The sequence below is a fragment of the Mucilaginibacter sp. GW821-FHT07G05 genome (genome assembly GCF_059418565.1).
On the sequence record NZ_JBWKQC010000003.1, the window covers coordinates 352,073 to 375,704 of the forward strand.

Consider the following 23,632-nt stretch of genomic DNA (forward strand, 5'->3'; position numbering starts at 1 on the left):
TTATTTATGCACTAATATATGTGCCGATAATTACATTGCCAAACTAAACTTTGGCATTCAATAACCAGCGCCACGCCCAGCGTGTGGTACGGTTAAAGCCGCCCCAGCTCTCCACAAATTCGGTTATGTTTTGCAGGCAGGTATCGGCAAATTTCTTTTTGTAATTGTTGAATGCTAATTGGTAAACCGCATCGGCGTTCTCTATTCCTATTCGCTCAAAAATCTCTTTCTTCACGTACAGCGTCCGCAAAAAGTAAATATTGAACAATATCACGAAACTATAGGCAGATCGTTTGATGTATCCGGCCTTGGCTGTATAGCGCTCCAGCAACCATTTGGTAAAATGAATGTGCCTGCCTTCCTCAATATTATGCAGGTCGAACACTTTTTTCAGTACAGGATAAATCCGTGGTTCGCGGCGGCTGTAATTGCCATAGGTATCGGTAACCAACTCAATGGCTACGCTGCCCATAAACAGGTAATCGGCAGCAAAGTATTTGGTGCTGAACTGCCCAATAAATTTATGGAAGCGGGTAGGCGGCAAAGGATCGCCTTGCAGGCGCGCTACGGCCTGGGCAAACATTTCCTGGTGGCGGTACTCTTCAATAAGTTCGCGCAGCAAAAAACGGTACTCCACATCGGTAGGTTTAAGCGTAAGCATATAGCGCGACATAAACACGCAAAACAAACCTTCGCCCCAGCCATATGAGTACATTACCTGCACGGCTTCGTGCCTGCCAAGGTCAAGCTTTTGTTGGGTGCTTAAGGTGTTGTATAGGTCAAGTCCTTCGAGCGAATGGAGTATTTCGGGCAGGTAAATATCCTGTTCTGCCGGGTTAAGCTGCCAGGGTACATAAGTTTCGGGCAGTAAAGGGCGTTCTTTACTTATTTTTATAAGCCGTTCAACCTCAAATGCTTGCATGCTGATTTTTTAAAGTACTGTTAAATCAAAATTACTAAACATTTAATTAAACGTTGGCTCAAAGTATACTTGATAAAAAAACTTATTTTTGCATTTGCAAAAAACCTTAGGGGGATACCCCATTTAATATGGCCGATATACAACATCTGTTTCAGCAAGCAGTTCAACTGCTACAGCAACTCATATCAATACCATCATTCAGCAGGGAAGAAGACCGCACTGCCGACCTGATAGAACAATTTTTACAACAACATGGTGTGGAAACCCACCGCAAGCTTAATAATATATGGGCCTGGAACAAACACTTTGATCCTGCTAAGCCTACCATTCTGCTCAACTCGCACCATGATACGGTAAAGCCCAACTCGGGTTACAGCCGCGATCCTTACGACGCTAAAATTGAAGATGGCAAACTTTACGGACTTGGCAGTAATGATGCCGGGGGCTGTTTAGTATCGCTGATAGCGGTGTTCCTGTACTTTTTCGAGAAGGAAGGTCTTAAATATAACTTCTGCCTGGCTACTACGGCCGAAGAGGAAATTTCGGGCGTTAATGGCCTGGAGTTGATTATTCCCGACTTGGGCAAATTGGATTTCGGCATAGTAGGCGAACCAACCCTGATGCAACTGGCCATAGCCGAACGCGGTTTGATGGTGCTTGATTGTACCAGTTATGGTAAAGCAGGCCATGCCGCCCGCGAAGAAGGCGATAACGCTATTTACCGTGCCCTTACAGATATCGAGTGGTTCCGCACGTTCAGGTTCCCGAAGGAATCAGAAGTTTTCGGGCCGATAAAAATGTCGGTTACCATTATCAACGCGGGGTCGCAGCATAACGTGGTGCCGGCAAGCTGTGTATTTACGGTAGATGTACGTGTGACCGACGCGTACCGCAACGAAGAAGTACTGGAAATTATTCGCGAGCATGTAAAATGCGAAGTAAAACCACGTTCTATCCGTTTAAAGCCATCATCAATAGATAAAAATCACCCCATAGTACAGGCCGGTATAGCTTTAGGCCGTATCACCTACGGTTCGCCAACCACGTCAGATCAGTCATTGTTGGATATCCCGTCGATCAAGGTCGGTCCCGGCGATTCGGCCCGCTCACATACCGCCGACGAGTTTGTTTATGTAGATGAAATACGGGAAGGTATAGAACTGTACGTTAAAATGCTGGAACAGATCAATTAGAAGCGAGCTAATTAATAAGATTATAGTCATCGCGAAAGCAGCGAAGCAATCTTTAAGCTATACAGAGCTAATTTGTACACGTAGAGATTGCTTCGTTCCTCGCAATGACGCGTTTTTAAAAGTGCTTATAAACGGGTCATCCTGAGCTTGTCGAAGGATCGTGCGCAGAGGCCTTCACCCACGCACCCTTCGACAAGCTCAGGGTGACAATCCATACCTTTACCTGATTTCACACGGCCTCTCGCTTTTAAGTGACTCGTTTTTAACGTTATGGTTACGAACTATGATCAATCGCACTTTCCACTTCAGCTTGCTCATCTACTATCACCGGCCTTAGTTTATAAAACCAAATAGACAACAAACCAATAATTACTGTAGGCACAATAGTGAGCAGGAAGTTGGTTAGGGTATCGGGCGCAGATACGATAATATAATAAAAAGCAAAAATAAACAGTGTGAGCGAGGTTGTTCTTAGCGCTATCCGTATTTTCATATCCCGGTTCGATAATCCAAGCTTCAGCACGTGGCGTGTGGTGAAAAACAGCGTTACCACAAAAATGAGGGTGAGCACAATAGTATCGACGTACTTTACATTAAAGTTAAAAATCCAATCGCCGGTTGCAGTTACCGTCAAGTATTTAATATAGGCTAAGCCTATAGCAAGCGTAAGCGGCACAGGTATTAGCAGGGTGGTAAGCCCTACTTTTATGGTATAAGAAAGTACTTGTTTCATATTAATTGGCATCCATATCGATGCATGCTAATATACAAGTTTCAATCACGTAGTAATTTGCCAATCGTTTTAAAACTGACTAACTTGCTTTATGCTTCAAATTGATCTATCCACTTTTCCCGAATTGCAAACCGAACGGCTAATCCTTCGTCAATTAAGAATGACTGATAGTGATGCAATTTTTGCCTTACGATCTGATGATGAAGTGAACAAGTACATCGGCCGCAAAAAAGCCGCGTCGGTAGACGACGCCATCGCCCATATTCAAAAAATTTCGGAGGTTACGCAAAGTAATGAAACTGTTTTTTGGGCGATAACTTTTAAAGGCGAAGATAAACTGATAGGTACTGTACTTTACTGGAACATTAATAAAGCAAACCACATTGCCGAAATTGGATACGAATTATTACCCGAATACCAGGGCATAGGCATTATGCAGGAAGCACTCGCGGCGGTGATAGCTTACGCCTTTAATCAATTGAAAATTAAAACCATTGAAGCTTACACTATTCCTGCAAATGCACGTTCGCTTAGCTTGTTGAATAAGTTCGGATTCGAAAAGATCCCTAACCCACAGGGTGATAGTCCTGAAGTAATATATGCGCTTTCTGCTGATAAATAATCTCGCGCAATTGCTTGCCATCTGCATTGTAATATAATTTTATATTTGCACCATGAGTAAGCTTTGGCAAAAAACAACCAATGTAAATGAACTGGTAGAAAGTTTCACCGTAGGTCGCGACCGTGAGTTCGACAGCCAGATGGCCGCTTTTGATGTACTGGGATCGCTGGCGCATACCCAAATGCTGCAAAGCATTGGTTTGCTTAGTGCCGATGATTTGGCATTGGTTCAGCGTGAGTTGAAAGGAATATATAAAACCATTGAGGATGGCAGCTTCGTTATTGAAGATAATGTAGAAGATGTACACTCGCAGGTTGAGCTGCTGCTTACCCGCAGCATTGGCGATGCCGGTAAAAAGATACACAGCGGTCGTTCACGTAACGACCAGGTTTTAGTCGACCTGAAACTGTTTTTCAGGCACGAACTGCAACAGGTAGTTAACGAAACCGAAATACTGTTTCGCCAGTTAATAGAACTAAGTGAGAAACATAAAGATGTGCTGTTACCCGGCTACACGCATTTGCAAGTAGCCATGCCGTCATCATTCGGTTTGTGGTTTGGCGCTTATGCTGAAAGCCTGGCCGATGACCTGGAACTGGTATTGGCCGCTTATAAGATCACCAACAAAAATCCATTGGGTTCGGCGGCCGGTTATGGCTCGTCGTTCCCGCTTAACCGCACTTTAACTACGGAGTTACTTGGCTTCGAGAGCCTGAATTATAACGTTGTTTACGCGCAAATGGGGCGTGGTAAAACCGAACGGATTATTGCGCAGGCATTATCGTCGATAGCGGCAACCCTGGCTAAGATGGCTATGGATCAAGCGCTTTACTTAAGCCAAAACTTCGCTTTTGTAAGCTATCCCGATACACTCACCACCGGCAGCAGTATTATGCCGCATAAAAAGAACCCCGATGTTTGGGAAATTATGCGTGGTAAATGCAACCGTCTGCAGGCGCTGCCAAACGATGTAGCCATGATGACCACCAACCTGCCATCAGGCTACCACCGCGAGCTGCAATTGCTAAAAGAACTATTATTCCCTGCATTTACCGAGTTGAAGAGCTGCCTGCACATGGCAACCTTTATGCTGCAAAATATCACCGTTAAAGAAGATATCCTGAACGATGCCAAATACGCTTACCTGTTTAGTGTAGAAGAGGTGAACAGGCAGGTATTGAACGGCGTGCCTTTCCGCGATGCGTACAAGCAAGTAGGACTGGCCATTGAAGAAGGAAACTTTAACCCCGATAAAACCGTGAACCATACCCACGAGGGCAGCATAGGTAATTTGGGCAACGAACACATCGCCGCCGCTTTTGACCAGCTACTGGGCAATTTCAATTTTACTAAAACTGAAGAAGCTGTAAGTAAGCTGGTAAAATAAGTTGTTTAGTGTTTAATGGTTTATTAGCTTTATAAGCTGTTAAACACTAAACCTATGAAACGCATTCTCTCCGTATCCCTGCTGCTTTTTTGCTGCTGTTTCTTATCGTGCAAGCACGACGACGGCATTTATATTAAAGGCGACGTAAAAGGCATTGGCGACAGGTATGTGTACCTGTACCGTAACTTCTCAGATCATAAGCCTATTGATTCGGTACGGGCAACTGATGGTAAGTTTGAGTTCAGTTTGCACCCGGATACCGCTTTTAGTTCCTTTCTGGTATATATTACTTATGCCGATGAAAAGAATAAACAACAAAATCTTGCGGTTATTAATCCTTATGAAACCAAAGGAGAGGAGGTTCATCTTTATGCCGACTTTTTGTTAGAAAAAGGAGAAATTACGTTAACCGGCGATCTTGCCAAAAAACGGGGCGGCGTTACTTTAACAAACGGTGCCCAAAACGACTTCGCTTTTAAAAATATAACTCTACCCTATATCCGCATCAGCGGCGATACCAACAGGCGTGCTACACAATTTAACCGTATTAAAAAACTTGTGGCAGATAAGCCCGATGCCTATTGGGTGATGTATGCGATGGGTAACCTTAAGTATAGTTTTAACAAAAGCCAGGTTTCGGCAATATACAACGGGTTTGATGATGGACTTAAACAATCTTATGAAGGCCGTAAGCTTAAGCTGTTTTTGGATGAACGCCCTGCAACGGAAGATCAATTTTCCGATAGCGTATTTGCTGATAAGGATGGCAGGCAGGTGAACGTAGTTGATAGCACCAAGAAGCTCAACATGGTAGTATTTTGGGCCAGCTGGTGCGGCCCGTGCAGGCTTGAAATACCGGCATTAAAAAAAATAGCAAGCGAATTTAATGATACGGGCCTACGTTTGGTAAGTGTATCCATTGATAAAGATAAGGCTGCATGGTTAAAGGCTATGGAGCAGGAGAATATGAGCTGGCAGCAGCTTATTGTGCCGAAGGCTGATTTTAGTACCGCTGAAGCAAGGTACAATTTAGGTTCTATTCCGCAGATCTATTTGGTTTCAAATAAAAACCACATTGTTAAAAAAGTGATGGGTTTTAGCGAGGATAACGAAGCGGTGATGAAAACTTTTATAAGAGATTACCTTGCAAAAAACTGATATTTGCCGGTATGAACTGGATCTTGTTATTTATTGCCGGCCTGTGCGAAGTAGGTTTTACCACCTGCCTTGGCAAAGCTAAAGAGGCCGCAGGTAACGCGTATTATGGGTGGATAGGCGGCTTCCTTGTTTTTTTAACGGTGAGTATGGTGTTGCTGTACAAAGCTACCCAAACACTGCCATTAGGTACGGCTTATGCAGTGTGGACGGGCATCGGCGCTGTGGGTACGGTGATCATCGGCATTATCTTTTTTAAAGAACCTGCCACGTTTTGGCGCTTATTTTTCATAGTAACGCTTATCAGCTCAATTATAGGGCTTAAGTTTGTATCCACCTCACACTAATTTTACTCATGAACGGACAAAACAGAAGCGATATATATCCCGGTTTAGAGGTTGATATCATCCTGAAAAAAGATCAGCGCAGCGGTAAATTTACCCGCGGGATTGTTAAAGATTTGCTTACCAGTTCGGCTTTTCACTCACGTGGTATTAAGGTACGTTTAGAGGACGGACAGGTAGGCCGCGTAGCCGAAATTATAGAGGAAGATTAACGAAGCCTCTAATAGCTATCTGATTTAAAATCTGCATATTTGATCATACATCTGTTATCAAAATAATGCCTGCCGTAAAACCCCAGTTACCCAAAAGCTTTTTCTTTCGTCTCGACGCGCACTTTAGGGTATACGTTTCACTGGCGGTGGCTATCGGCGCTTTCTTTTGTTTCAGGCATTTAACGGTTCCGGCGGTGGCATTGGTCACCTGGATAGCGTTTGCCTTTACCGTTATAGTGCTCGATTGGATCATCATTATTTGGGCGCATCCGCACGAGATCCGCAGGATTGCCAGTCTGGAAGATTCCAGCCGGACGGCCATCTTTCTTTTCGTAATAGGGGCATCGCTCATTAGCCTGCTGGCTATATACCTGCTGCTCAAATCATCAAAGGGCCATGCCGATGATGAGATCACTACCAACATCTTCCTGTCGATGACAGCCGTATTGGTTTCGTGGTGGCTGGTGCATACTTTGTTCAGTATGCGGTATGCGCATTTATACTACCAGGAGATTACCGATGATGGTAAAAAAACGGTAGTTGGCGGTCTTGATTTCCCGGGGAAAGAAGACCCTGACTATCTCGACTTTGTATACTTTGGCTTTGTAGTAGGGATGACTTTCCAGGTATCGGATGTGGAAATCACTTCACGCCCCATCCGACGTTTAACGCTGATGCACGGCTTGGTTTCCTTCGCTTTTAACACCGCTATTGTGGCTTTGAGTATCAATGTGATATCGGGTCTGGTATCGGGTTAATTAATTAATACAAATGGCTTTACGAATTATACAGATTGAAAATCTCCATAATATTTCTGCTAAACCAAAAGCAGGCGACAGGAAATGGCTGAAAAAACAGCGTAATCGTTACATCCGCAGAACTTCTGTATTGGAAGAGCCTTTTACAAAATACAAAGGGTGGGAGTATTAAGTGCCGGGTTAAGGTCATCACCACTGTATCATCTTTTATACAGCACCGCAATTTAACATAGCCGTAATTTAAAATCGATAAATTTGCGGCATGAAATACTGCCTCTATTTGCTGCTGATCATTTTTTCATTACCTGCTTTTAGTCAGGAAGATACCATTCAAAAGATTACCCCCGGAAGAAAAAATAGCCCCGAGCAACAAAAAAAGCCCTACGTTATACTGATTTCTGCCGATGGTTTCCGGTACGATTACGCGGTTAAACACCACGCCGACCACCTGCTGGCCTTTGCCGATAGCGGTGTACGCGCTGAATCGATGATCCCTTCGTATCCTTCGGTTACCTTTCCAAACCATTACGCCATGGTTACGGGCTTGTATCCATCACACAGTGGCTTAGTGAACAATACCTTTTACGACCGCGACCGCAAAGATTTTTACAACATGAGCAATAAAGCCAAAGTTGGCGATGGCACATGGTATGGTGGCACCCCGCTTTGGATATTAGCCGAACAGCAGCAAATGCTGGCTGCAAGTTTTTACTGGGTAGCATCAGAGGCGGCAATAAAAGATATGCGCCAAACTTACTACTATACCTATAACGAGCAGATCCCTATTCATGACCGTATTGAAACGGTAGTAAAATGGCTTAATTTGCCCGCCGAACAACGTCCGCATTTGATTACTTTCTATTTCCCGCAGGTAGATCACGACGGCCATGTGTACGGCCCCGATGCGCCTGAAACTGCCGAAAAGGTACACTTTGTTGATTCGGCTGTATATGAGTTGAACAAGGCTGTTAAAACTACCGGCCTCGATGTTAACTTTATCTTTGTGGCCGACCACGGAATGACCAGGGTTGATAACCAAAACCCGCTACCTGTTCCGGACGCTATTGATACCTCAAAATTTGTAGTATCAGGCGATGGTATTTTGGTAGAACTATATGCCCGGAACAAAGCCGATGTTAAGCATACTTATACCGAACTAAAAAAGGAAGCGAAAGATTATGATGTCTATCTGGCTACTAACGTACCTAAGCGACTCAATTACCGTGCATCCGATGACTGGCATAACCGTATTGGCGATATATTGCTGATCCCGCGCTATCCAAAGGTTTTCAATCTGAACAACAAAAAGAAGCTGAACCCCGGCTGGCACGGCTATGATCCGTATGTGATAAAGGATATGCATGCTACCTTTTTTGCCTGGGGGCCGCAATTTAAAAAGCACCTCACCATCGCGCCCTTTAAAAACGTAAGCGTATTCAATCTCATCAGTAAAATTTTAGATTTGAAGAACACCGAGAAAATAGATGGCGACAACAAACTGGCCGATAAGGTGTTGCTTAAAAAATAATATTGATGAAACTACTGCTTAAAATATTCCTCATTACTTGTTTTCCTGCCATGCTAATGGCGCAGGATACTACTGTAGTTAAGGCACAGGCCAGCAAAGTTGCGCAGGCTTTGGTTACAGGCAATTATAAGGTTGTGGTTGATAATATGCATGCCAAAGGGATACAGCTGGCGGGTACAAAAGAGAAAATGCTGCAAGTATTAACCGCATCGATAACTGATCTCAAAACCAAGGGATTAATCAAAATTGAAGCGGCATCAATCGGCTCGCCGGGTAAGTTTTATAATGCAGGTAAGGAGATCCATTGCCTGATACCCGAAACCACAACACTTAGAATGACCACCGGTCGCATAGTAATGCACAATTACCTGCTGGCTATCAGTGGCGATGGGGGTAAAAAGTGGACTTTCCTCGATATCAACTCCAGTACCTACAACAAAGTACCCCAACTCTTCCCCGACTTTAACAAAGACCTTATTATTCCCGAACCTAAACAGCCCGATTACTTTAAAGATTAATTACTTGTTGTAATAATCCCAAACCAAACGGCTTATTTTGGCAATTACCCCTTCGCGTTTGGCTTCATCGGCATGGGTATCGGTAATCAATACAGCTATGGCTATTCGTTGGCCGTTGAGTAAGGTAATAATGCCTGCATCATTAGTGGCCGGAGAGAGGCCCTTATCATTAGTACCTGATGAACCTGTTTTATGTGCAACTATAGCATCCGCAGGTAATAACCCTCTTAAGCGTTTAGGTCCGGTAGTGGTTTCCCGCAGTATTTTGTATAAAAAGGCGTTGCTCGTTTTTGATAATACACTGCCTTTGTCTATCAATTTTAATAAACCTGTAACAGCCGTAGCGTAACACCAATTGCTATACTGAACGTTCCACGCGGTTGCCATTTGCGCTTCTGAAGCTTTTATGGCTATGTTTTTAATACCGAGGCTATGTATGTAGCGTTCTACCACGGCAGGGCCGCCAATGCGGGCCAGCAAAATATCGCAGGCATTATTATCACTTTGCGATACCATGTAACTCAACAAGGTGCTTAGCGGTACCTTCACATTACCGTTTGGATACTTGTCGCGCAGCGGACTCCAGGTATCTTTAAGCAGTTCGGCTTTGGTGATGTATAGTTGTTGGTTTAGTTGTAGCTTGCCTTTATCTACTTCATGTAAAACGGCCATGGCTATTGGTAGTTTCATTACGCTGTGCATTACCACGGGGCTATAACCATTCAGCGTTAGCGTATCGTTTGTTTTGAGGTTTATTACCGATACGCCTACTTTGCCGTCAATGGTGGCGGCAACCTGTTGTATCTGTTGCCTGAGTGTTTTTTGCTGGGCTTTTAAGGCAAATACAGGTAATACCAGGCAAATTATGGCGAAGCCAATTGTTTTTAATAAGTTATTCATAGATAAAAGATGCACACAAAATTAATACTTTGCCTGTTGTTTATGCGGGCTTTTTAATTAACTTTTGCCTGTAATTATATACCGATATGGAATTTGGAAAGGTGGCTCCACAAGAGATTGTAACAATTGATTTCAAGTTAGAAGATGATCCGCAATTTACAATTGATACGCTTGCGGCAGCAAAGGGTAAGCAAGCGCTTGCTGTGCATGTGGGTTGTGCCAAATGGGGACGTAAGGAGTGGGTAGGGATGATCTATCCGCCTAAAACAAAGGATGCCAATTTTTTGGATGAATACGTTAAGCATTTCGATTGTATTGAACTCAACGCTACCTTTTACCAGGTATATGGCCCGGCAACCATCAGCAAATGGAAAGAGAAAGCCGAAACCAATCCCGGTTTTAAATTTTGCCCTAAATTTTCGCAAAGCATCAGCCATATTCGTCGCCTCAAAAATGCCGAAGATATTACCACTACTTTTTACGAAGGTATAGCCGCCTTTGGCGATAAGCTTGGTCCGCTGTTTTTGCAATTGAGCGATAATTTTACACCCAAGAGTTATCCTGAACTAAAAGCCTACCTGGAACATTTACCTACCGATGTGCCCGTATTTGTAGAGCTAAGGCATAAAGACTGGTTTGGCGTTGCCGAAAATCGCGATAAAGTATTCGGTTTGTTTAAGGAGCTGAACATTGGCGCGGTACTTACCGATGCCACCGGCCGCCGCGATTGCGTGCACATGATGTTGCCTACACCGCACGCCTTTATCAGGTTTGTAGGTAACGGCCCCGAAGGAGGCGATTCAGACAAGCAACGGATAGATGAATGGGTGGCGCGGATAAAGCAATGGGCAGATATAGGCCTGCAAAGCCTATGGTTTTTTATGCACCAGCACGATGAACGCCACTCGCCCGAGTTAAGCGATTATGTATCGGAAGAACTGAACAAAGTACTCGGCCTTAATTTGATGCGGCCGCAGTTTTTAAATAAAGCAAAGGGCCTCTTTGATTAACTAATAGCGTACTACAGGATCTTAAACACTTAGATCGCCGGTATTCATTTTATTATCTTGCGCGAAGCTCTTCAATAGCTTGATCACCTTGCTGCCATCGGGGCCATTTAAGAAACCTATTTGCGCCGGGTTAATGTAACCGCTAAACGCAGATAGTATATCGGCATTGGCTGACATGAAACCCATTGTCCAGCTGGGGAAGTTGCGGTTTGATATAGTGCCTACGGTAAGTAATATGATGTTCTTGTGTCGGGAGTCTTGCTCAATGCGGTTAAAAGTTGCGGATACCACATGTTGCTCGCCTTCCAGTACCTGTATAAAAGTACCTTCAGCGTAAAGAAGCATACCTGTAATGTTGTCGCGGGCGTTAAGGTCCCTGCTTTCGGTAAGCAGGTCTGTTAATTCATACTCACTTAACAATTTGGTAGCCGTACTTACATAAATCAAGTAGTTCATTTCTTAGGGAATATTTCAGGACATAAAAAACGGCAAACTTTCAAATAAAGGTAGAAAAATATTCCCGTTTGGAGTAATATCCTTAATTATATATTAAAAATTAATTAAGCCGTAAAGCTGTTATTTTCAACAAAGGTTTTTAGTATAGTTAGCGGCAGCGGCGGCGCTTCATCGCGCTCTAAATTTATTTGCTGCGGGTTGATATAACCTTGCAGGGTTTTAAGTTCTTCGGCTTTTGGCGCCATAAAACCCATCGACCAATCCGGAAAGCTGCGCGCATCGGTATCACCGGTCACCACTTCTATAATGTTCTTGTGCCTTGTGTCGTTTTTTATTTTCTTTACAAAGAGCTCAGTAACCGCCTGTTCGTCGCCTTCAAGCAGCTGAATAAAAATACCATCGGAGTAAAGGAGTATGCCCGTAATATTGTAGGTGAGGTTGTAAGTTCGGCTTGTGGCCAAAACTTCTTTTAGGTCATCATCATTAAGCAGGCGTGTGGCCGTGCTCATATAGATCAGGTAATACATAGTTTAATTAACGTGGTAATAACCATATAAACGAAAAAAAGTGCATTTAGATTTTACAAAGGCACATTTTTTGAAAAATATTTTCACTTAAACCTCAATAGTAAGGCTATCGTAAGCAAGTTCAATGTTGGGTGGCAGCTCCTGCGATATATCATGATGCTTGCCCAACCGGTGGCTTATGTGTGTAAGATATGTTTTTTCGGCGCCAATTTCCTGCGCGAAGGAAATGGCCTCATCAAGCGTAAAGTGCGAAATGTGGGTTTGCTTTTGCAGCGCGTTAATCACCAGTACCTTAGTGCCCTTTATTTTTTCACGCTCCTGCGCCGATATGGTTTTGGCATCGGTGATATAGGTGAAATCGCCTATCCTGAAACCGAGTACGGGTAGTTTATAATGCAACACCTCGATGGGTATAAAATGAATACCGCCAATATCAAAAGGGGTATCCTTATTAATAGTGTGCATGTTCACCTGCGGTATACCCGGGTAAGGCGAATCACTAAAAATGTAGGAAAACTCCCTTTTCAATGCCTCATGCACACGCTCAACAGCATATACATCAATGGCGGCTTGTTGCTTGTAGTTAAAGGCGCGTACATCATCCAGCCCGGCTACGTGGTCTTTATGTTCGTGGGTAAAAACAATGGCATCCAAATGTTTTACGCAGGCGCGCAGCATCTGGTACCTGAAATCGGGCCCCGAATCAATCACCACCACTTTACCGGCCGCCTCAACCAAAATAGACGAACGCAGGCGTTTATCATGCGGATCGGCAGAGGTGCATACCTCGCAATCGCAGGCTATTACAGGTACGCCCTGTGAAGTTCCGGTTCCTAAAAAAGTAATGGTCACAGTTGCAGGTTAGTTTGTTGTAATTGCTGCAAAAACGCAATTTGTTTTTCGTCCAGCAGTTTGTGATCAATTTCCAGTTGATGAGTTAGCTCTACCAATGCCTGTATGCGGCTTTCGAGGTTCGAAAACCTGTTTACCACTATCATTTTGCTGTGTTGCAGCAAACAGGCGCCGGTTTTAAAGTTGCCTTTTTCATAACGTACCTTGTAGCCGCCGCTTTTAAGCAGCAGTTCCAATTTCTCCAGCGAATGGTTGGTTAAGGGTAGCATTAATCCAAAAATACTAAAACGGGGGCTTATTATAAGGCTCAAATACAATTAAAAAGTAAAAATAGACGTTGTAGCCTGTGGCAATATATTTAGTTTTGCCTGCCGATAGTTTCAATAAATACTTATACTATTATGCGTATCAATATCATGGGCGCGTCCGGTTCGGGGGTTACTACGCTGGGCGAAGCGCTCGCTAAAGAAATTGAATATCCTTATTTTGATAGCGACAAATACTTTTGGGAGCCTACCACCAATCCGTTCACTGTGAGGCGCGAAATTAATTTGCGCAACGCCATGCTCAGCGACGCATTGGCCGGACAAGAGCAATGGATATTAGGCGGCCCGGTAATGGGCTGGGGTTTACAGCCATACCCTGAAGTTGATTTGGTGGTATTTTTGTTTGTGCCGCCCGCTATACGGATGGCCCGTGTAAAAAAACGCGAGTTTGAACGCTATGGTGATGCCATTTACAACGGAGCGCGGCATAAGCAGTATGTCGACTTTTTGGCATTTGCTGCCAGTTATGATGATCCTAAAACTACAACAACCTCGCGCACATTACACAGGCAGCACGAATGGTTGCAAAGCCTGAAATGCCCGGTGCTTGAAATTGTAGGCGATACCAGCGTTGCCGATCGTTTGAAACAGGTACATGCCAGGATTGACAGGTTAAGAGCGGCCTCGGCATAAGTATTAGCGCCCGGCCGATGATTCGTTCCCTTGCCCGCGTATAAATGTTTCCTTTTTAACTTTATCCCTTGTTTGAATATTGAGGATGCTCATTGCGGGCGTGCCTTTAAGGTAGGCTATATCTTTAGTGTTTGTTTTTTGGCAGGTGGCTATAAAACTCGCGTCTATTTTTATCTGACTGATATCTGTTAGTATTTTACCGTTGAGCATAAACAGGTAGGGGCCTTTCTTGCCGGTATAGTAAAGAGCCACCTGCGGCAACGATAAAAAATTAAAGTCGGCAGGATTTTTTGATTTGATGTACACTGCGCCCGCAGGTCCTTCGTTTTTCATTACTGAAATCTCCGCGATCTTATCCATGTCAAACACAAATGTTTCAAGCGAGTTACCAAACTTTACCGAATCAAGATAATAAGCTGGTTTAGCAGCGTTATCGCTATGGCTTTGTGCCTGTGTGCTCGAAACAAAAGCAAATGCAATAAAAATAAGGGCGAAGAGGTTTTTCATGGTTATTGGTTTATACTATAAAAATACAAATAGTTGCCTGTTAAAAGCAACTATTTGTAAATGTTTTAGTTAAGCGTCTTTTTCCTGCTCTGCGAGTTCCTGAAGGCGTTCTTTGCGTTCTTCACGAAATTCTTTTATTGTATCGTCGTAATCTTCTTTGAGGTCTTTCAGGTCTTCGTTCATTTCTTTGCGGGCATCGCGTCTTTCTTCGGCATCATCATAATCGCCGTTTTTGTATTCGTCAATAATACTTTTACGATCCTGCTCGTAAGTCATTTTTTCGGCGACCATTTGAAGGTCAAACTCCATGTCGGCTTGCAGGCGGTCGCACTTGGCCTGGTTCTTAGCTATCAATGCCGGATCAGGGTTATCCAAAATCTGAATCATCAGTTCAGACATGGCCTTGAAGAATTTTGCACCCGATGCAGGTACCGGTGTAATAGCATTTTTGCCATTTACCGGGGCCGAAAAAACCTTGTTGGCTTTTTTGAGTACAATTTTCAGGCTGTCGCGGGTTGTCTTAGGCAGGTACTGTAATTGCGAAAGATCTTTAAAATTAAGGTTTGCCGCCGCGTTGTTTTGCTGCGCGAATGAAAAGCTGACAGTACTTAATAAAAGGAGGGCGAGAGAAAATAATTTCTTCATGATAAAGATGTTTTTTAGGTGATTTTTTTGGTGCCGTAATTTATGCAATTACACACAAACAACAACGTGTTGTTTTAGGTAGGATTGGTTTATACATGAAAGGTTTAATTAATATTAACAAAAAAGGACTGATCACTTAGAGCGACCAGTCCTTTTTTATTGATACTGTTAATGATCGATTACCTCAAATCAACTACTTCAACACCCGGGTGCGATTTTGGGTCGAAGCTGAAGTAGCCATCGGCAACTGATACGTTGGGGGTTATCGTTTTAAAAGTATAGTTGTATTTGCTGCCATTACGGTCGAACACCAAAATGCTATACAGCTGTTTTTTAACCTTATCAACCATCATCCTTATTTTAAAGAAAGGTGATTTAGCATCCTCCGGACTAAGATCAACCACCTGGTATACCTTGCCGTTCAGCTTTTGCGTACCTGTGAATACATACTTATATCCGTTCTCATAAAGGGTGAAAATTTGCGCGGGGTTAAAACCATCCTTGCCTTGCCCGGCATCAGCTACCTGTACCTCTTTGTCGGGGATATTGTAGGTCCACTGGGTTTTACCATCGCTGATAATTTCTTGGTCTATCACCGATTTTGCCGGCCCCTGCGGGCGGTACAAACTCAAATGAAACTTATTATCTTTTGTTTTGCTAATGATGCTGCCCGTTTGGGTTTCGTTAATGCCCGCCTGCTGATTGTTGATGTTCAGCGAGAAATCGGTTTTAACCGATGTGTACGAGCGGTACTTTTTGCTCAGGTCGCTTAATATCGTTTTGGCATCGGCATCCTTTTGTGCATACGCCTGCGTAGCAGCACCCGATAGCAGCAAAATATATATGAGTACTTTTTTCATGTTTTTCATTTTGTGTAATAAACCTCTAAACAACGTATTTGTTGCAGGGTTTTATTTTAGAGTGGTATTGTGGGGATTGGTTTAATGGAGTAGGTAACTGTAATGTTGTATCGACTCACCCCGACATTGCTTCGCTCGTCGCCCCTCTCTACGCAAGCGTAAAGAGGGGCTTTGTTTTTTATTTTTTTCCTACCCTCTTTGCGGCAAAGCCGGAGAGAGGGAGGTCCAGCGAAGCGTAGACCGGGTGAGTAGTATGCGGTTTATTTAACCGCACAACCTTGTCCTTACAATTCCCCCTTTTGCGACAACGATTCCAAATGGCGCTCCAGACTATATTCATCAGGATAAAGTACATCGCGGGCTTTGCTACCTTCAAATGGGCCAACAATGCCTGCGGCTTCCAGCTGATCGATGATACGGCCTGCACGGTTATAGCCCAGTTTAAGCTTACGTTGTATCAGCGAGGTTGAACCTTGCTGGTGTAGCACAATAAGGCGCGCGGCATCTTCAAACATCGGGTCGCGGTCATCCGGGTCAAAATCTTTTGGACTGCTGCCTTCCGCGCCATCGCCCTCATATTCGGGCAGCATAAATGCTGACGGGTAGCCGCGTTGTTCACCTATAAAGTCGGATATTTTTTCTACCTCCGGAGTATCCACAAAGGCGCATTGCAGACGGATAAGATCGCTGCCAGTTGACAGCAGCATATCACCACGACCGATCAACTGATCGGCACCACCGGCATCCAATATCGTACGCGAATCTATCTTAGACAATACCCTGAAAGCAAGCCTTGCCGGGAAGTTGGCCTTAATAGTACCTGTAATAATATTAACCGACGGCCTTTGCGTAGCGATAACCAGGTGAATACCCACCGCGCGCGCCAGCTGCGCCAAACGGGCAATAGGCATTTCTACCTCTTTACCGGCGGTCATCATCAGGTCGGCAAACTCATCCACAATCAGTACGATGAATGGTAAAAAGCGGTGTTTCTCCGGGTTAGGTATTTTACGGTTGATGAATTTGGCATTGTACTCTTTCAGGTTACGTACCTGCGCGTCTTTCAGCAAGTCGTACCGCTGGTCCATCTCAATACAAAGCGAATTGAGGGTGTTGATCACCTTTTTGGTATCGGTAATAATGGCATCGGCCTCGCCCGGAAGCTTGGCCAAAAAGTGACGCTCAATTTTACGGAACAGCGTTAGCTCCACCTTTTTAGGGTCAACCAGTACAAATTTTAGTTCGGCAGGGTGGCGTTTGTACAACAGCGATACCAGGATGGCGTTGATACCAACCGATTTACCCTGGCCGGTAGCACCTGCAACCAGTAAGTGGGGCATTTTGGCCAAATCGGCAATAAATACTTCGTTCGATATGGTTTTACCCAGCGCGATGGGCAGGTCCATCGGCGTGTTCTGGAACTTTTCGGTAGCCAGTACACTGCGCATCGATACCATTTCGGGATGCTGATTAGGCACCTCTATACCAATTGTACCCTTACCCGGCATCGGGGCGATGATACGTATGCCCAGGGCGGCAAGGCTCAGCGCTATATCGTCCTCCAGGTTTTTGATCTTAGAGATCCGCACACCCGGTGCAGGTATAATTTCGTAAAGGGTAACTGTTGGGCCAATGGTCGCTTTTATCTTATCAATCTCAATGTTGTAATGATTAAGCGTTTCAACAATCTTATTCTTGTTGGCCTCCAGTTCCTCGGTATTTACACTGATCTTGTTTGAACCGTAATTTTCCAGTAATTCAAGCGGCGGATATTTGTATGATGCCAGATCAAGCGTAGGATCGTAGGTGCCAAACTGGGCTACTAAATCATTCGCTTTTTCATTGTCGGTCTTCTCTATATTGAGTATAGCCGTTGGGCGAGTGGTTTCAACGGTTAAAGGTATCTCGTCTTCAGTTTCAGGTTCGTGCACGGCAGATACATCGGGCGTTAGCACCAATGGCTCATGAAAAACAGGATTTTGTACCAGCGGCTGCTGTTTAAGCGGCTCGGGGCGTACCATTTCTTCTTCGAGGTTTGCAGGGTTGTTAGCCAGCCTGTCGCGTACGGTATTAGCGCCGCCGCGGGGCCACTCTACAGGTAAAGATGGCTCTTCGTCAAGCAGGTCAACCGGTTCAGGCACCACATTCGGCACGGTATCGGCAAGGGTAACCTTTTTACGTTCGGGTATTTTAAAGTCGATATTATAAGCGATGATGAGCACCGTTAAGCCCGCGAAAACTAATACACCGGCAACACCGGTATGGCCTATTTGCGCATCTAAAAGGCGGTTGCTCCAAAAGCCGAACTCGCCCTCTAAAAAGTGCGGCGTATCGCTGATAAAGGCATGAAAAAAGCCCATCGTTACGGATAAAAATACAATACCGAACAAGGCGTAAGCAATGGTTTTACTTAACGAAAGCAGGCGTACTTTAAACAACAGGCGATAGCCTATCACAAAAAATACAAACACAAATATGAACGATGCTATGCCAAACCACTGGTAAATAAACTGGTTTGCCAGCAGCGCGCCAAATTTACCCAGCCAGTTATCAACAATAGGGTCGATGTTTTTGAGGGCGAGTTCCTGCGTGGTTTTAAGCAGGTTGCCCCAACCGCCGTTAGCCTTTGATACATAACTTTGATCTTCCTGCCAGGTGAACAGGTACGAGGTGAAAGCGGTTAAAAAGAAGATGGATATAATTAAAAAAAACAGCCCCAGCACCTTGGCAATGCGGCCATCCTTTAAATCAAACACCGGCATTTTTATTCCCTTATCCTTCAGTAAACGTGCTTTTTCTCCTTTGGCAGCAGATTGGCGCGGTTGATTTTCATCCTTTAAAGTATTTGACCTGAACTGGTTCCCTTTTGGCGGCATCTGTAAAATCACTAATAATGTGCAAATATAAAGTTAATAGTTAACAACTAATTTGGTGCATTTTTTTAATTTTTAGTAATATTGAGTTTATGAGTACCGACCAACTGGAACAGTTTATTGCTGATGCCGACCTGCACGGTTTAACCAACCTGCTTGCCGCAAATCCCGCGCTGGCGAAGGCTTCAACCAGCCTTAATATTTCGCCGTTAATGCTGTCGTGTTACTACAAAAAACCGGCTGTTACCGGCTTGCTGCTTAATTATTTAGAGGAGATCAACCTGTTTGAAGCCGCTGCCGTTGGTAAGCATGATGTGGTAATCCAACTGCTTACTGATTACCCCGATGCGATAGATAGTTACTCCGATGATGGCTTTACCCCGTTGGGGTTGGCCAGCTATTTCGGGCAGTATGAAGTAGCCAAATATTTGGTTGCCAAAGGTGCCGATGTTAACTTGCCATCTGATAATGGTTACCGCGTTTTCCCGCTGCACTCGGCCGCGGCAGGTAACTTTACCAATATCGCGGTGATGCTGATTGAGAACGGTGCCGCGGTGAATATTAAACAGCAGGCAGGGGTAACCCCATTGCATTCGGCCGCGCAAAATGGCAATATCGAACTGTTGATAATGCTGCTTGAACACGGTGCCGAAGTAAATACCCGCATGGAGGGCGGCAAACTCCCCGCCGACCTCGCCAATGAAAAAGGCTTTAATGATATAGCCGCAATACTGGAACTTTGATCAATACACCTTTTGGCATTTATTACAGTAATAGCACCATCGCTTGGTTTTGCCTAATTCCTTTTTATGAAAGGGGATATGGTTGCGCGGACATTCTTCCTGTTCATAAGCCTGCCAGTGCTTGCTTAGGGTATTGGCTTTCTTCTGCTCTAAAAACTCAAAGCTGTATTTAATAGTTTCGTTGATCAGTTCTTTCAGCTTTTTATCACTAATGCCCGAAGCCTTGCTTTCCGGGTGGATCTTGCACCTGAAAAGTACTTCGTTTTTGATGATGTTACCGACACCCGAAAAAATCCGCTGATCCATCAGTATATCACAAATCAGCCTGTCGGGTTTTGAGCGGATCTTTTTAATGGCCTTTGCTGTGCTCCATTTATCGGTCATGATATCGGCCTGCCAATCGTACACTTCGTCCAGCGGTTTTTCTATCAGTTCAATTTTAGCTATATAAAAATAAAGTATGCCATTGGTAAATTCCAGTTGAAGCACGGCGTTATTTTTACCACGCTCATCAATTTTATAAGAGCCAAAGAGCATAAAATGTACCCTTACCGTAAGTTGATGAAAACACAATAACAGGTGCTTACCCCAGGTTTTAATATCGGTTAGGGTTTTACCTTCCAGCAGTTGCGGGTCCATGCTCTTGGTATAACCATCGGCGGCCATTACCCTGTGGTGCACAAAATGTTCCAGCTTTTCTTTGGCAATAATTATCGACGGACCTTCGGGCATAATATTGGTTTAGGCTAAATACGCAAAGATTAAGCCAGTTAAGGTTACGAATTAAGATTGCCGTTCTAAACCTTTGTAAGGCGAAGGTTAAATTTGATATTGAAAATTTGAAAGTCGATATTTTAAATTACCTTTCCTTCACATACCACTATGAAAAAAACTGATGTACTCATTATCGGCGCGGGTGCTGCCGGTTTAATGGCTGCTTATAAGCTGGTTAAGGCCGGTAAAACGGTAACGGTGCTCGAAGCGCGTAACCATACCGGCGGCCGTATCCATACCCTCAATAATCAATTGTTTTTTCAGCATGCTGAGCAAGGCGCCGAGTTTGTACATGGCAATTTGCCGGTTACGCTCAGCCTGTTGCAGGAAGCTGGCATTCCTTATCATTCGGCCAATGCCGCCATGTGGCGTTATCATAACGGGCAGTTTGAAGAAAATATGCAGTTTATTGATGAGTGGGATGAATTGCTGGCTCGCCTTGAAGAGTTACAGCACGATATACCTATCAATGAGTTTATGGAGCAGGCATTCCCGGGAGATAAATATGTCCGGCTACGGAGTAATATATGGGATTTTGTATCGGGCTATGATACGGCCGATCCGCGGGATGCCAGCACATTCGCCCTACGTAACGAATGGAAAAATGAAGATATGGAGGCGCAGCACCGTATTGCCGGGGGCTACTGCACCATGATAAAATATCTGGCCGATACCTGTAAAGCAGCCGGTAACGCTGTAGTACTGAACGCCGTAGTGAACAAGATCCAGCTGTTACCCAACGGCATTAAAGTATTCACTACAGATGAGGTTGCTTATGAGGCTGATAAGGTAATCGTAGCCGTTCCGCTGGGTGTTTTAAAAGCTGCCGGGGGCGAACAGGGCGCGATAGTTTTTGATCCCCCAATCCCCGAATACAGCAAAGCCATACAGCAGTTAGGATTTGGCGCCATAATAAAGGTGTTATTAGAATTTGACGAGGCTTTTTGGGAGAGCGAAGCGGTAACAGCAATGGCTGGTACAAGCCTGAAGAATATGGGCTACCTGTTTTCGAAGGAGGCTATTCCCACCTGGTGGACACAGATTCCGCAGCAGTCAACCTTGCTTACCGGTTGGCTTGGAGGGCCTGCGGCATTTGACAAAAAGGATGCATCCGCAGAAGATATACTGAAACTTGCCTTAACCTCATTAGCCAATATATTTAAGATAGATGCCGATACGCTGAAAGATAAACTGATTGCCTGGTATGTAGCCAACTGGACAGCCGACCCGCTAACCCGGGGATCATACTCCTACGATACGATATACAGCTCCGAAGCAAGGAAGATCATGAACTCACCCGTAGAAAACAAACTATTCTTCGCCGGAGAATATTTGTATGATGGTGCCGCCATAGGTACTGTAGAAGCCGCCTTGAGCAGTGGGAGTGGAGTGGTAGATTGTGTGTTGTAAGTCGTTGGTTATGAGATAGTAGATTTGAAAAAAATATAAAGCTGGCTCTGGCTATTCTCGCACGATTTTTTCTACATGAATTCAAATCCTCAGCGAAAACCTCTGCTATCTCCGCGGTTAAATTATAAACCCGTGCAATTAGAAAGTCTACACCTCACCCCGCCAAACCCTGTTCTCTACCCTTATCCTAACAGTAAGCATAGCCGCGTTGAGCAAAGTGAATATCACAGCAGTATAATACAGGTGAAATACCAGCGGAATGATGGCAATTTCGCAGATCACCTCCATATAGTTGGGGTGTTTGAAGTATTTGAAAGGTCCTTTGGTAACGGGCTGGAAATTGGGGATGCGGAAGATCCGCGTGTTCCAGTATTTGCCGAGCGATGAGATCACCCAGAATTTAAACAACAACAGCCCAATAAAAATAACCAGGAAAAGCGAGTTGATTGGTGTGCCGCCACGCCACAGGTATTCGGCAATGAGCGATACGATGAATAGGGTATGCATAGTCACCATAAAAGGGTAATGCTCCCGGCCGTATTCAATAGCGCCTTGTTGCAGCAAAAAGTGTTGGTTGCGTTTGGCTATCCATAATTCGGACAAGCGTTGTACAATAAACAGACTGATGAATATGGCGAAATACATTAGGCTTAGTTGTTTTCCATTTTTAATAATACCATTTCGCTGGAGAACCCCGGCCCCATAGCCAGCATTAATCCGTAGCCATCATTAAAGCCTGCGTTTATAAACTTTTCCAGCACATACAACACCGTACAGCTCGACATGTTGCCATAGTCGGCCATTACCCCGCGGGTAAAGGTGAGTGCCTGTGGTTCAAGTTCAAGAGCGGTGGTATAGGCATCCAGTACTTTTTTCCCTCCGGGATGAAAGATGAAGTTTTTAATATCGCTTAGTTGTAACTGATGTTTACTTAAAAAAGCGGCAATATCGGCCTTAATGTTATTGTTGATAAATGTAGGGATATCTTTAGAGAACAGCACCTTAAAACCGGTATCCTGAAAATCCCAGCCCATTACTTCCAGCGAATCATAATACAACTTACTGCCCGATGCGAGGTATTGCACCCCGGTATCGTCAACGTGGTTATCGCCTTTGATAATGCAGGCGGCTATTCCATCGCTAAACAAGCTCGATCCTATAAAATTGCTCTTGCTGTAATCATTACGGATCAGCGTAAGCGAACATAATTCGGCCGAAACCAACAGCACCACGGCGTTCGGGTTAGCCTGCGCGGCCGTGTTGGCCTTTGCCATGCCCGATACCCCTCCGCCGCAACCCAGCCCCCAAATGGGTGTGCGGTTAATGTGCGGATTAAGCCGAATTTTATTGATAATGAGCGCGTCCATACTGGGGGTGGCCAGTCCGCTGGTAGATACGAAGATGATATCGGTAAGCTCACTTCCGGTAACGCCTGCTTTGGCAAGGCATTCTTCCACAGCCTGTACCGAGTAGGCGAGCGTGGTTTCAATATAGTCGGCGTTACGCTCCTCAAACGTATGCTCCTCTTTGTAGTAACTTAAAGGCTTGCAAAAATTACGGGTGATAATTTCGGTATTATCAAAAGCGTATATCAGCCTGTCAACCTGCGGAAAATTGGCCGCGAACATGGCCCGGGCCTGTTCCTTTACTTCCTGCTGATCGGCGCGATAGGGTAGATCTATTTTTGATACTGCTGCTATAAATGGCATAAATAAGTTTTACAGCAGCATTATTGAAGCCGCCG

At 44.5% G+C, this 23,632-nt stretch carries 28 protein-coding genes; 14 read left to right on the plus strand and 14 right to left on the minus strand.

Going from position 1 to position 23,632, the window contains the following annotated elements; genetic code table 11:
- Positions 1–43: 43 nt before the first annotated feature.
- A complete protein-coding gene (locus AC07NA_RS09730) occupies positions 44–922 on the minus strand; it encodes a diiron oxygenase (RefSeq protein WP_494897395.1) in 879 nt (292 codons plus the stop codon).
- A gap of 128 nt (positions 923–1,050) precedes the next feature.
- Here AC07NA_RS09730 and AC07NA_RS09735 point away from each other — a divergent pair, with 128 nt between their 5' ends.
- The gene (locus AC07NA_RS09735) at positions 1,051–2,115 is read left to right on the plus strand and encodes a M20 family metallo-hydrolase (RefSeq protein WP_494897396.1); all 1,065 of its coding nucleotides are present in this window, start codon (positions 1,051–1,053) and stop codon (positions 2,113–2,115) included.
- Positions 2,116–2,389: 274 nt separating this feature from the next.
- Here AC07NA_RS09735 and AC07NA_RS09740 read toward each other — a convergent pair whose 3' ends face one another.
- A complete protein-coding gene (locus AC07NA_RS09740; RefSeq protein WP_494897397.1) occupies positions 2,390–2,848 on the minus strand; it encodes a hypothetical protein in 459 nt (152 codons plus the stop codon).
- A 91-nt stretch (positions 2,849–2,939) separates the two neighbouring features.
- On the opposite strand from AC07NA_RS09740, the gene AC07NA_RS09745 reads away from it, so the two are divergent.
- From AC07NA_RS09745 to AC07NA_RS09785, 9 genes are all read left to right on the plus strand, one after another.
- A complete protein-coding gene (locus tag AC07NA_RS09745) occupies positions 2,940–3,470 on the plus strand; it encodes a GNAT family N-acetyltransferase (protein WP_494897398.1) in 531 nt (176 codons plus the stop codon).
- A gap of 52 nt (positions 3,471–3,522) precedes the next feature.
- Entirely contained in the window at positions 3,523–4,857 is a 1,335-nt protein-coding gene (argH, locus tag AC07NA_RS09750; RefSeq protein WP_494897399.1) for an argininosuccinate lyase, read from the plus strand.
- Between the two features lie 54 nt (positions 4,858–4,911).
- Positions 4,912–6,015: a redoxin domain-containing protein gene (locus AC07NA_RS09755; protein ID WP_494897400.1), complete on the plus strand. Its 1,104-nt coding sequence runs from the start codon at positions 4,912–4,914 to the stop codon at positions 6,013–6,015.
- Positions 6,016–6,026: 11 nt separating this feature from the next.
- The gene (locus tag AC07NA_RS09760) at positions 6,027–6,359 is read left to right on the plus strand and encodes a DMT family transporter (RefSeq protein WP_494897401.1); all 333 of its coding nucleotides are present in this window, start codon (positions 6,027–6,029) and stop codon (positions 6,357–6,359) included.
- Between the two features lie 8 nt (positions 6,360–6,367).
- The gene (locus tag AC07NA_RS09765) at positions 6,368–6,568 is read left to right on the plus strand and encodes a YwbE family protein (protein WP_494897402.1); all 201 of its coding nucleotides are present in this window, start codon (positions 6,368–6,370) and stop codon (positions 6,566–6,568) included.
- Positions 6,569–6,633: 65 nt separating this feature from the next.
- A complete protein-coding gene (locus AC07NA_RS09770) occupies positions 6,634–7,326 on the plus strand; it encodes a DUF1345 domain-containing protein (RefSeq protein ID WP_494897403.1) in 693 nt (230 codons plus the stop codon).
- A 13-nt stretch (positions 7,327–7,339) separates the two neighbouring features.
- Positions 7,340–7,498 (plus strand): hypothetical protein, encoded by a 159-nt coding sequence (locus tag AC07NA_RS09775; protein WP_494897404.1) that lies wholly within the window; start codon positions 7,340–7,342, stop codon positions 7,496–7,498.
- 90 nt (positions 7,499–7,588) lie between these two features.
- Positions 7,589–8,854 (plus strand): alkaline phosphatase family protein, encoded by a 1,266-nt coding sequence (locus AC07NA_RS09780; RefSeq protein ID WP_494897405.1) that lies wholly within the window; start codon positions 7,589–7,591, stop codon positions 8,852–8,854.
- A 5-nt stretch (positions 8,855–8,859) separates the two neighbouring features.
- Positions 8,860–9,372, plus strand: coding sequence for a hypothetical protein (locus AC07NA_RS09785; protein WP_494897406.1), 513 nt, complete (start codon positions 8,860–8,862; stop codon positions 9,370–9,372).
- Here the strand turns inward: AC07NA_RS09785 and bla are convergent, their stop codons facing one another.
- A complete protein-coding gene (gene bla, locus AC07NA_RS09790; RefSeq protein WP_494897407.1) occupies positions 9,373–10,272 on the minus strand; it encodes a class A beta-lactamase, subclass A2 in 900 nt (299 codons plus the stop codon).
- An 86-nt stretch (positions 10,273–10,358) separates the two neighbouring features.
- On the opposite strand from bla, the gene AC07NA_RS09795 reads away from it, so the two are divergent.
- Positions 10,359–11,282 carry a DUF72 domain-containing protein gene (locus AC07NA_RS09795; RefSeq protein WP_494897408.1) on the plus strand — a complete coding sequence of 308 codons (924 nt, stop codon included), beginning with the start codon at positions 10,359–10,361 and terminating at the stop codon, positions 11,280–11,282.
- 21 nt (positions 11,283–11,303) lie between these two features.
- Here AC07NA_RS09795 and AC07NA_RS09800 read toward each other — a convergent pair whose 3' ends face one another.
- The 4 genes from AC07NA_RS09800 to AC07NA_RS09815 all read right to left on the minus strand — a co-directional run bounded on the left by AC07NA_RS09800 (position 11,304) and on the right by AC07NA_RS09815 (position 13,386).
- Complete coding sequence (locus AC07NA_RS09800; RefSeq protein WP_494897409.1) at positions 11,304–11,738, minus strand: BLUF domain-containing protein; 435 nt, start codon at positions 11,736–11,738, stop codon at positions 11,304–11,306.
- Between the two features lie 104 nt (positions 11,739–11,842).
- Positions 11,843–12,265, minus strand: a complete 423-nt coding sequence (locus AC07NA_RS09805; RefSeq protein ID WP_494897410.1) for a BLUF domain-containing protein — start codon at positions 12,263–12,265, stop codon at positions 11,843–11,845.
- An 87-nt stretch (positions 12,266–12,352) separates the two neighbouring features.
- Complete coding sequence (locus AC07NA_RS09810) at positions 12,353–13,117, minus strand: MBL fold metallo-hydrolase (protein WP_494897411.1); 765 nt, start codon at positions 13,115–13,117, stop codon at positions 12,353–12,355.
- Positions 13,114–13,386, minus strand: a complete 273-nt coding sequence (locus tag AC07NA_RS09815) for a hypothetical protein (RefSeq protein WP_345214178.1) — start codon at positions 13,384–13,386, stop codon at positions 13,114–13,116. The genes AC07NA_RS09810 and AC07NA_RS09815 overlap by 4 nt, the downstream gene beginning before the upstream one ends.
- Before the next feature lie 132 nt (positions 13,387–13,518).
- On the opposite strand from AC07NA_RS09815, the gene AC07NA_RS09820 reads away from it, so the two are divergent.
- Complete coding sequence (locus tag AC07NA_RS09820; protein ID WP_494897412.1) at positions 13,519–14,076, plus strand: P-loop NTPase family protein; 558 nt, start codon at positions 13,519–13,521, stop codon at positions 14,074–14,076.
- 3 nt (positions 14,077–14,079) lie between these two features.
- On the opposite strand, the gene AC07NA_RS09825 is transcribed toward AC07NA_RS09820, so the two are convergent.
- The 4 genes from AC07NA_RS09825 to AC07NA_RS09840 all read right to left on the minus strand — a co-directional run bounded on the left by AC07NA_RS09825 (position 14,080) and on the right by AC07NA_RS09840 (position 18,964).
- The gene (locus AC07NA_RS09825; protein WP_494897413.1) at positions 14,080–14,583 is read right to left on the minus strand and encodes a hypothetical protein; all 504 of its coding nucleotides are present in this window, start codon (positions 14,581–14,583) and stop codon (positions 14,080–14,082) included.
- Between the two features lie 69 nt (positions 14,584–14,652).
- Positions 14,653–15,228: a hypothetical protein gene (locus AC07NA_RS09830; RefSeq protein ID WP_494897414.1), complete on the minus strand. Its 576-nt coding sequence runs from the start codon at positions 15,226–15,228 to the stop codon at positions 14,653–14,655.
- Positions 15,229–15,407: 179 nt separating this feature from the next.
- On the minus strand, positions 15,408–16,088 hold the full coding sequence (lolA1, locus tag AC07NA_RS09835; RefSeq protein WP_494897415.1) for an outer membrane lipoprotein periplasmic chaperone LolA1: 681 nt from the start codon (positions 16,086–16,088) through the stop codon (positions 15,408–15,410).
- Positions 16,089–16,372: 284 nt separating this feature from the next.
- On the minus strand, positions 16,373–18,964 hold the full coding sequence (locus AC07NA_RS09840; protein WP_494897416.1) for an FtsK/SpoIIIE family DNA translocase: 2,592 nt from the start codon (positions 18,962–18,964) through the stop codon (positions 16,373–16,375).
- Positions 18,965–19,053: 89 nt separating this feature from the next.
- Between AC07NA_RS09840 and AC07NA_RS09845 the strand changes: the two genes are divergently transcribed.
- Positions 19,054–19,704, plus strand: a complete 651-nt coding sequence (locus AC07NA_RS09845; RefSeq protein ID WP_494897417.1) for an ankyrin repeat domain-containing protein — start codon at positions 19,054–19,056, stop codon at positions 19,702–19,704.
- Here the strand turns inward: AC07NA_RS09845 and AC07NA_RS09850 are convergent, their stop codons facing one another.
- Positions 19,705–20,436 (minus strand): DNA-formamidopyrimidine glycosylase family protein, encoded by a 732-nt coding sequence (locus AC07NA_RS09850; RefSeq protein WP_494897418.1) that lies wholly within the window; start codon positions 20,434–20,436, stop codon positions 19,705–19,707. It lies immediately after the preceding gene.
- A 150-nt stretch (positions 20,437–20,586) separates the two neighbouring features.
- On the opposite strand from AC07NA_RS09850, the gene AC07NA_RS09855 reads away from it, so the two are divergent.
- Positions 20,587–21,888: a flavin monoamine oxidase family protein gene (locus AC07NA_RS09855; RefSeq protein WP_494897419.1), complete on the plus strand. Its 1,302-nt coding sequence runs from the start codon at positions 20,587–20,589 to the stop codon at positions 21,886–21,888.
- Between the two features lie 147 nt (positions 21,889–22,035).
- Here the strand turns inward: AC07NA_RS09855 and AC07NA_RS09860 are convergent, their stop codons facing one another.
- Both AC07NA_RS09860 and AC07NA_RS09865 read right to left on the minus strand, forming a co-directional pair.
- Positions 22,036–22,533, minus strand: a complete 498-nt coding sequence (locus AC07NA_RS09860; RefSeq protein ID WP_494897420.1) for an isoprenylcysteine carboxyl methyltransferase family protein — start codon at positions 22,531–22,533, stop codon at positions 22,036–22,038.
- A 5-nt stretch (positions 22,534–22,538) separates the two neighbouring features.
- On the minus strand, positions 22,539–23,597 hold the full coding sequence (locus AC07NA_RS09865) for a type III polyketide synthase (RefSeq protein ID WP_494897421.1): 1,059 nt from the start codon (positions 23,595–23,597) through the stop codon (positions 22,539–22,541).
- Positions 23,598–23,632: the final 35 nt, after the last annotated feature.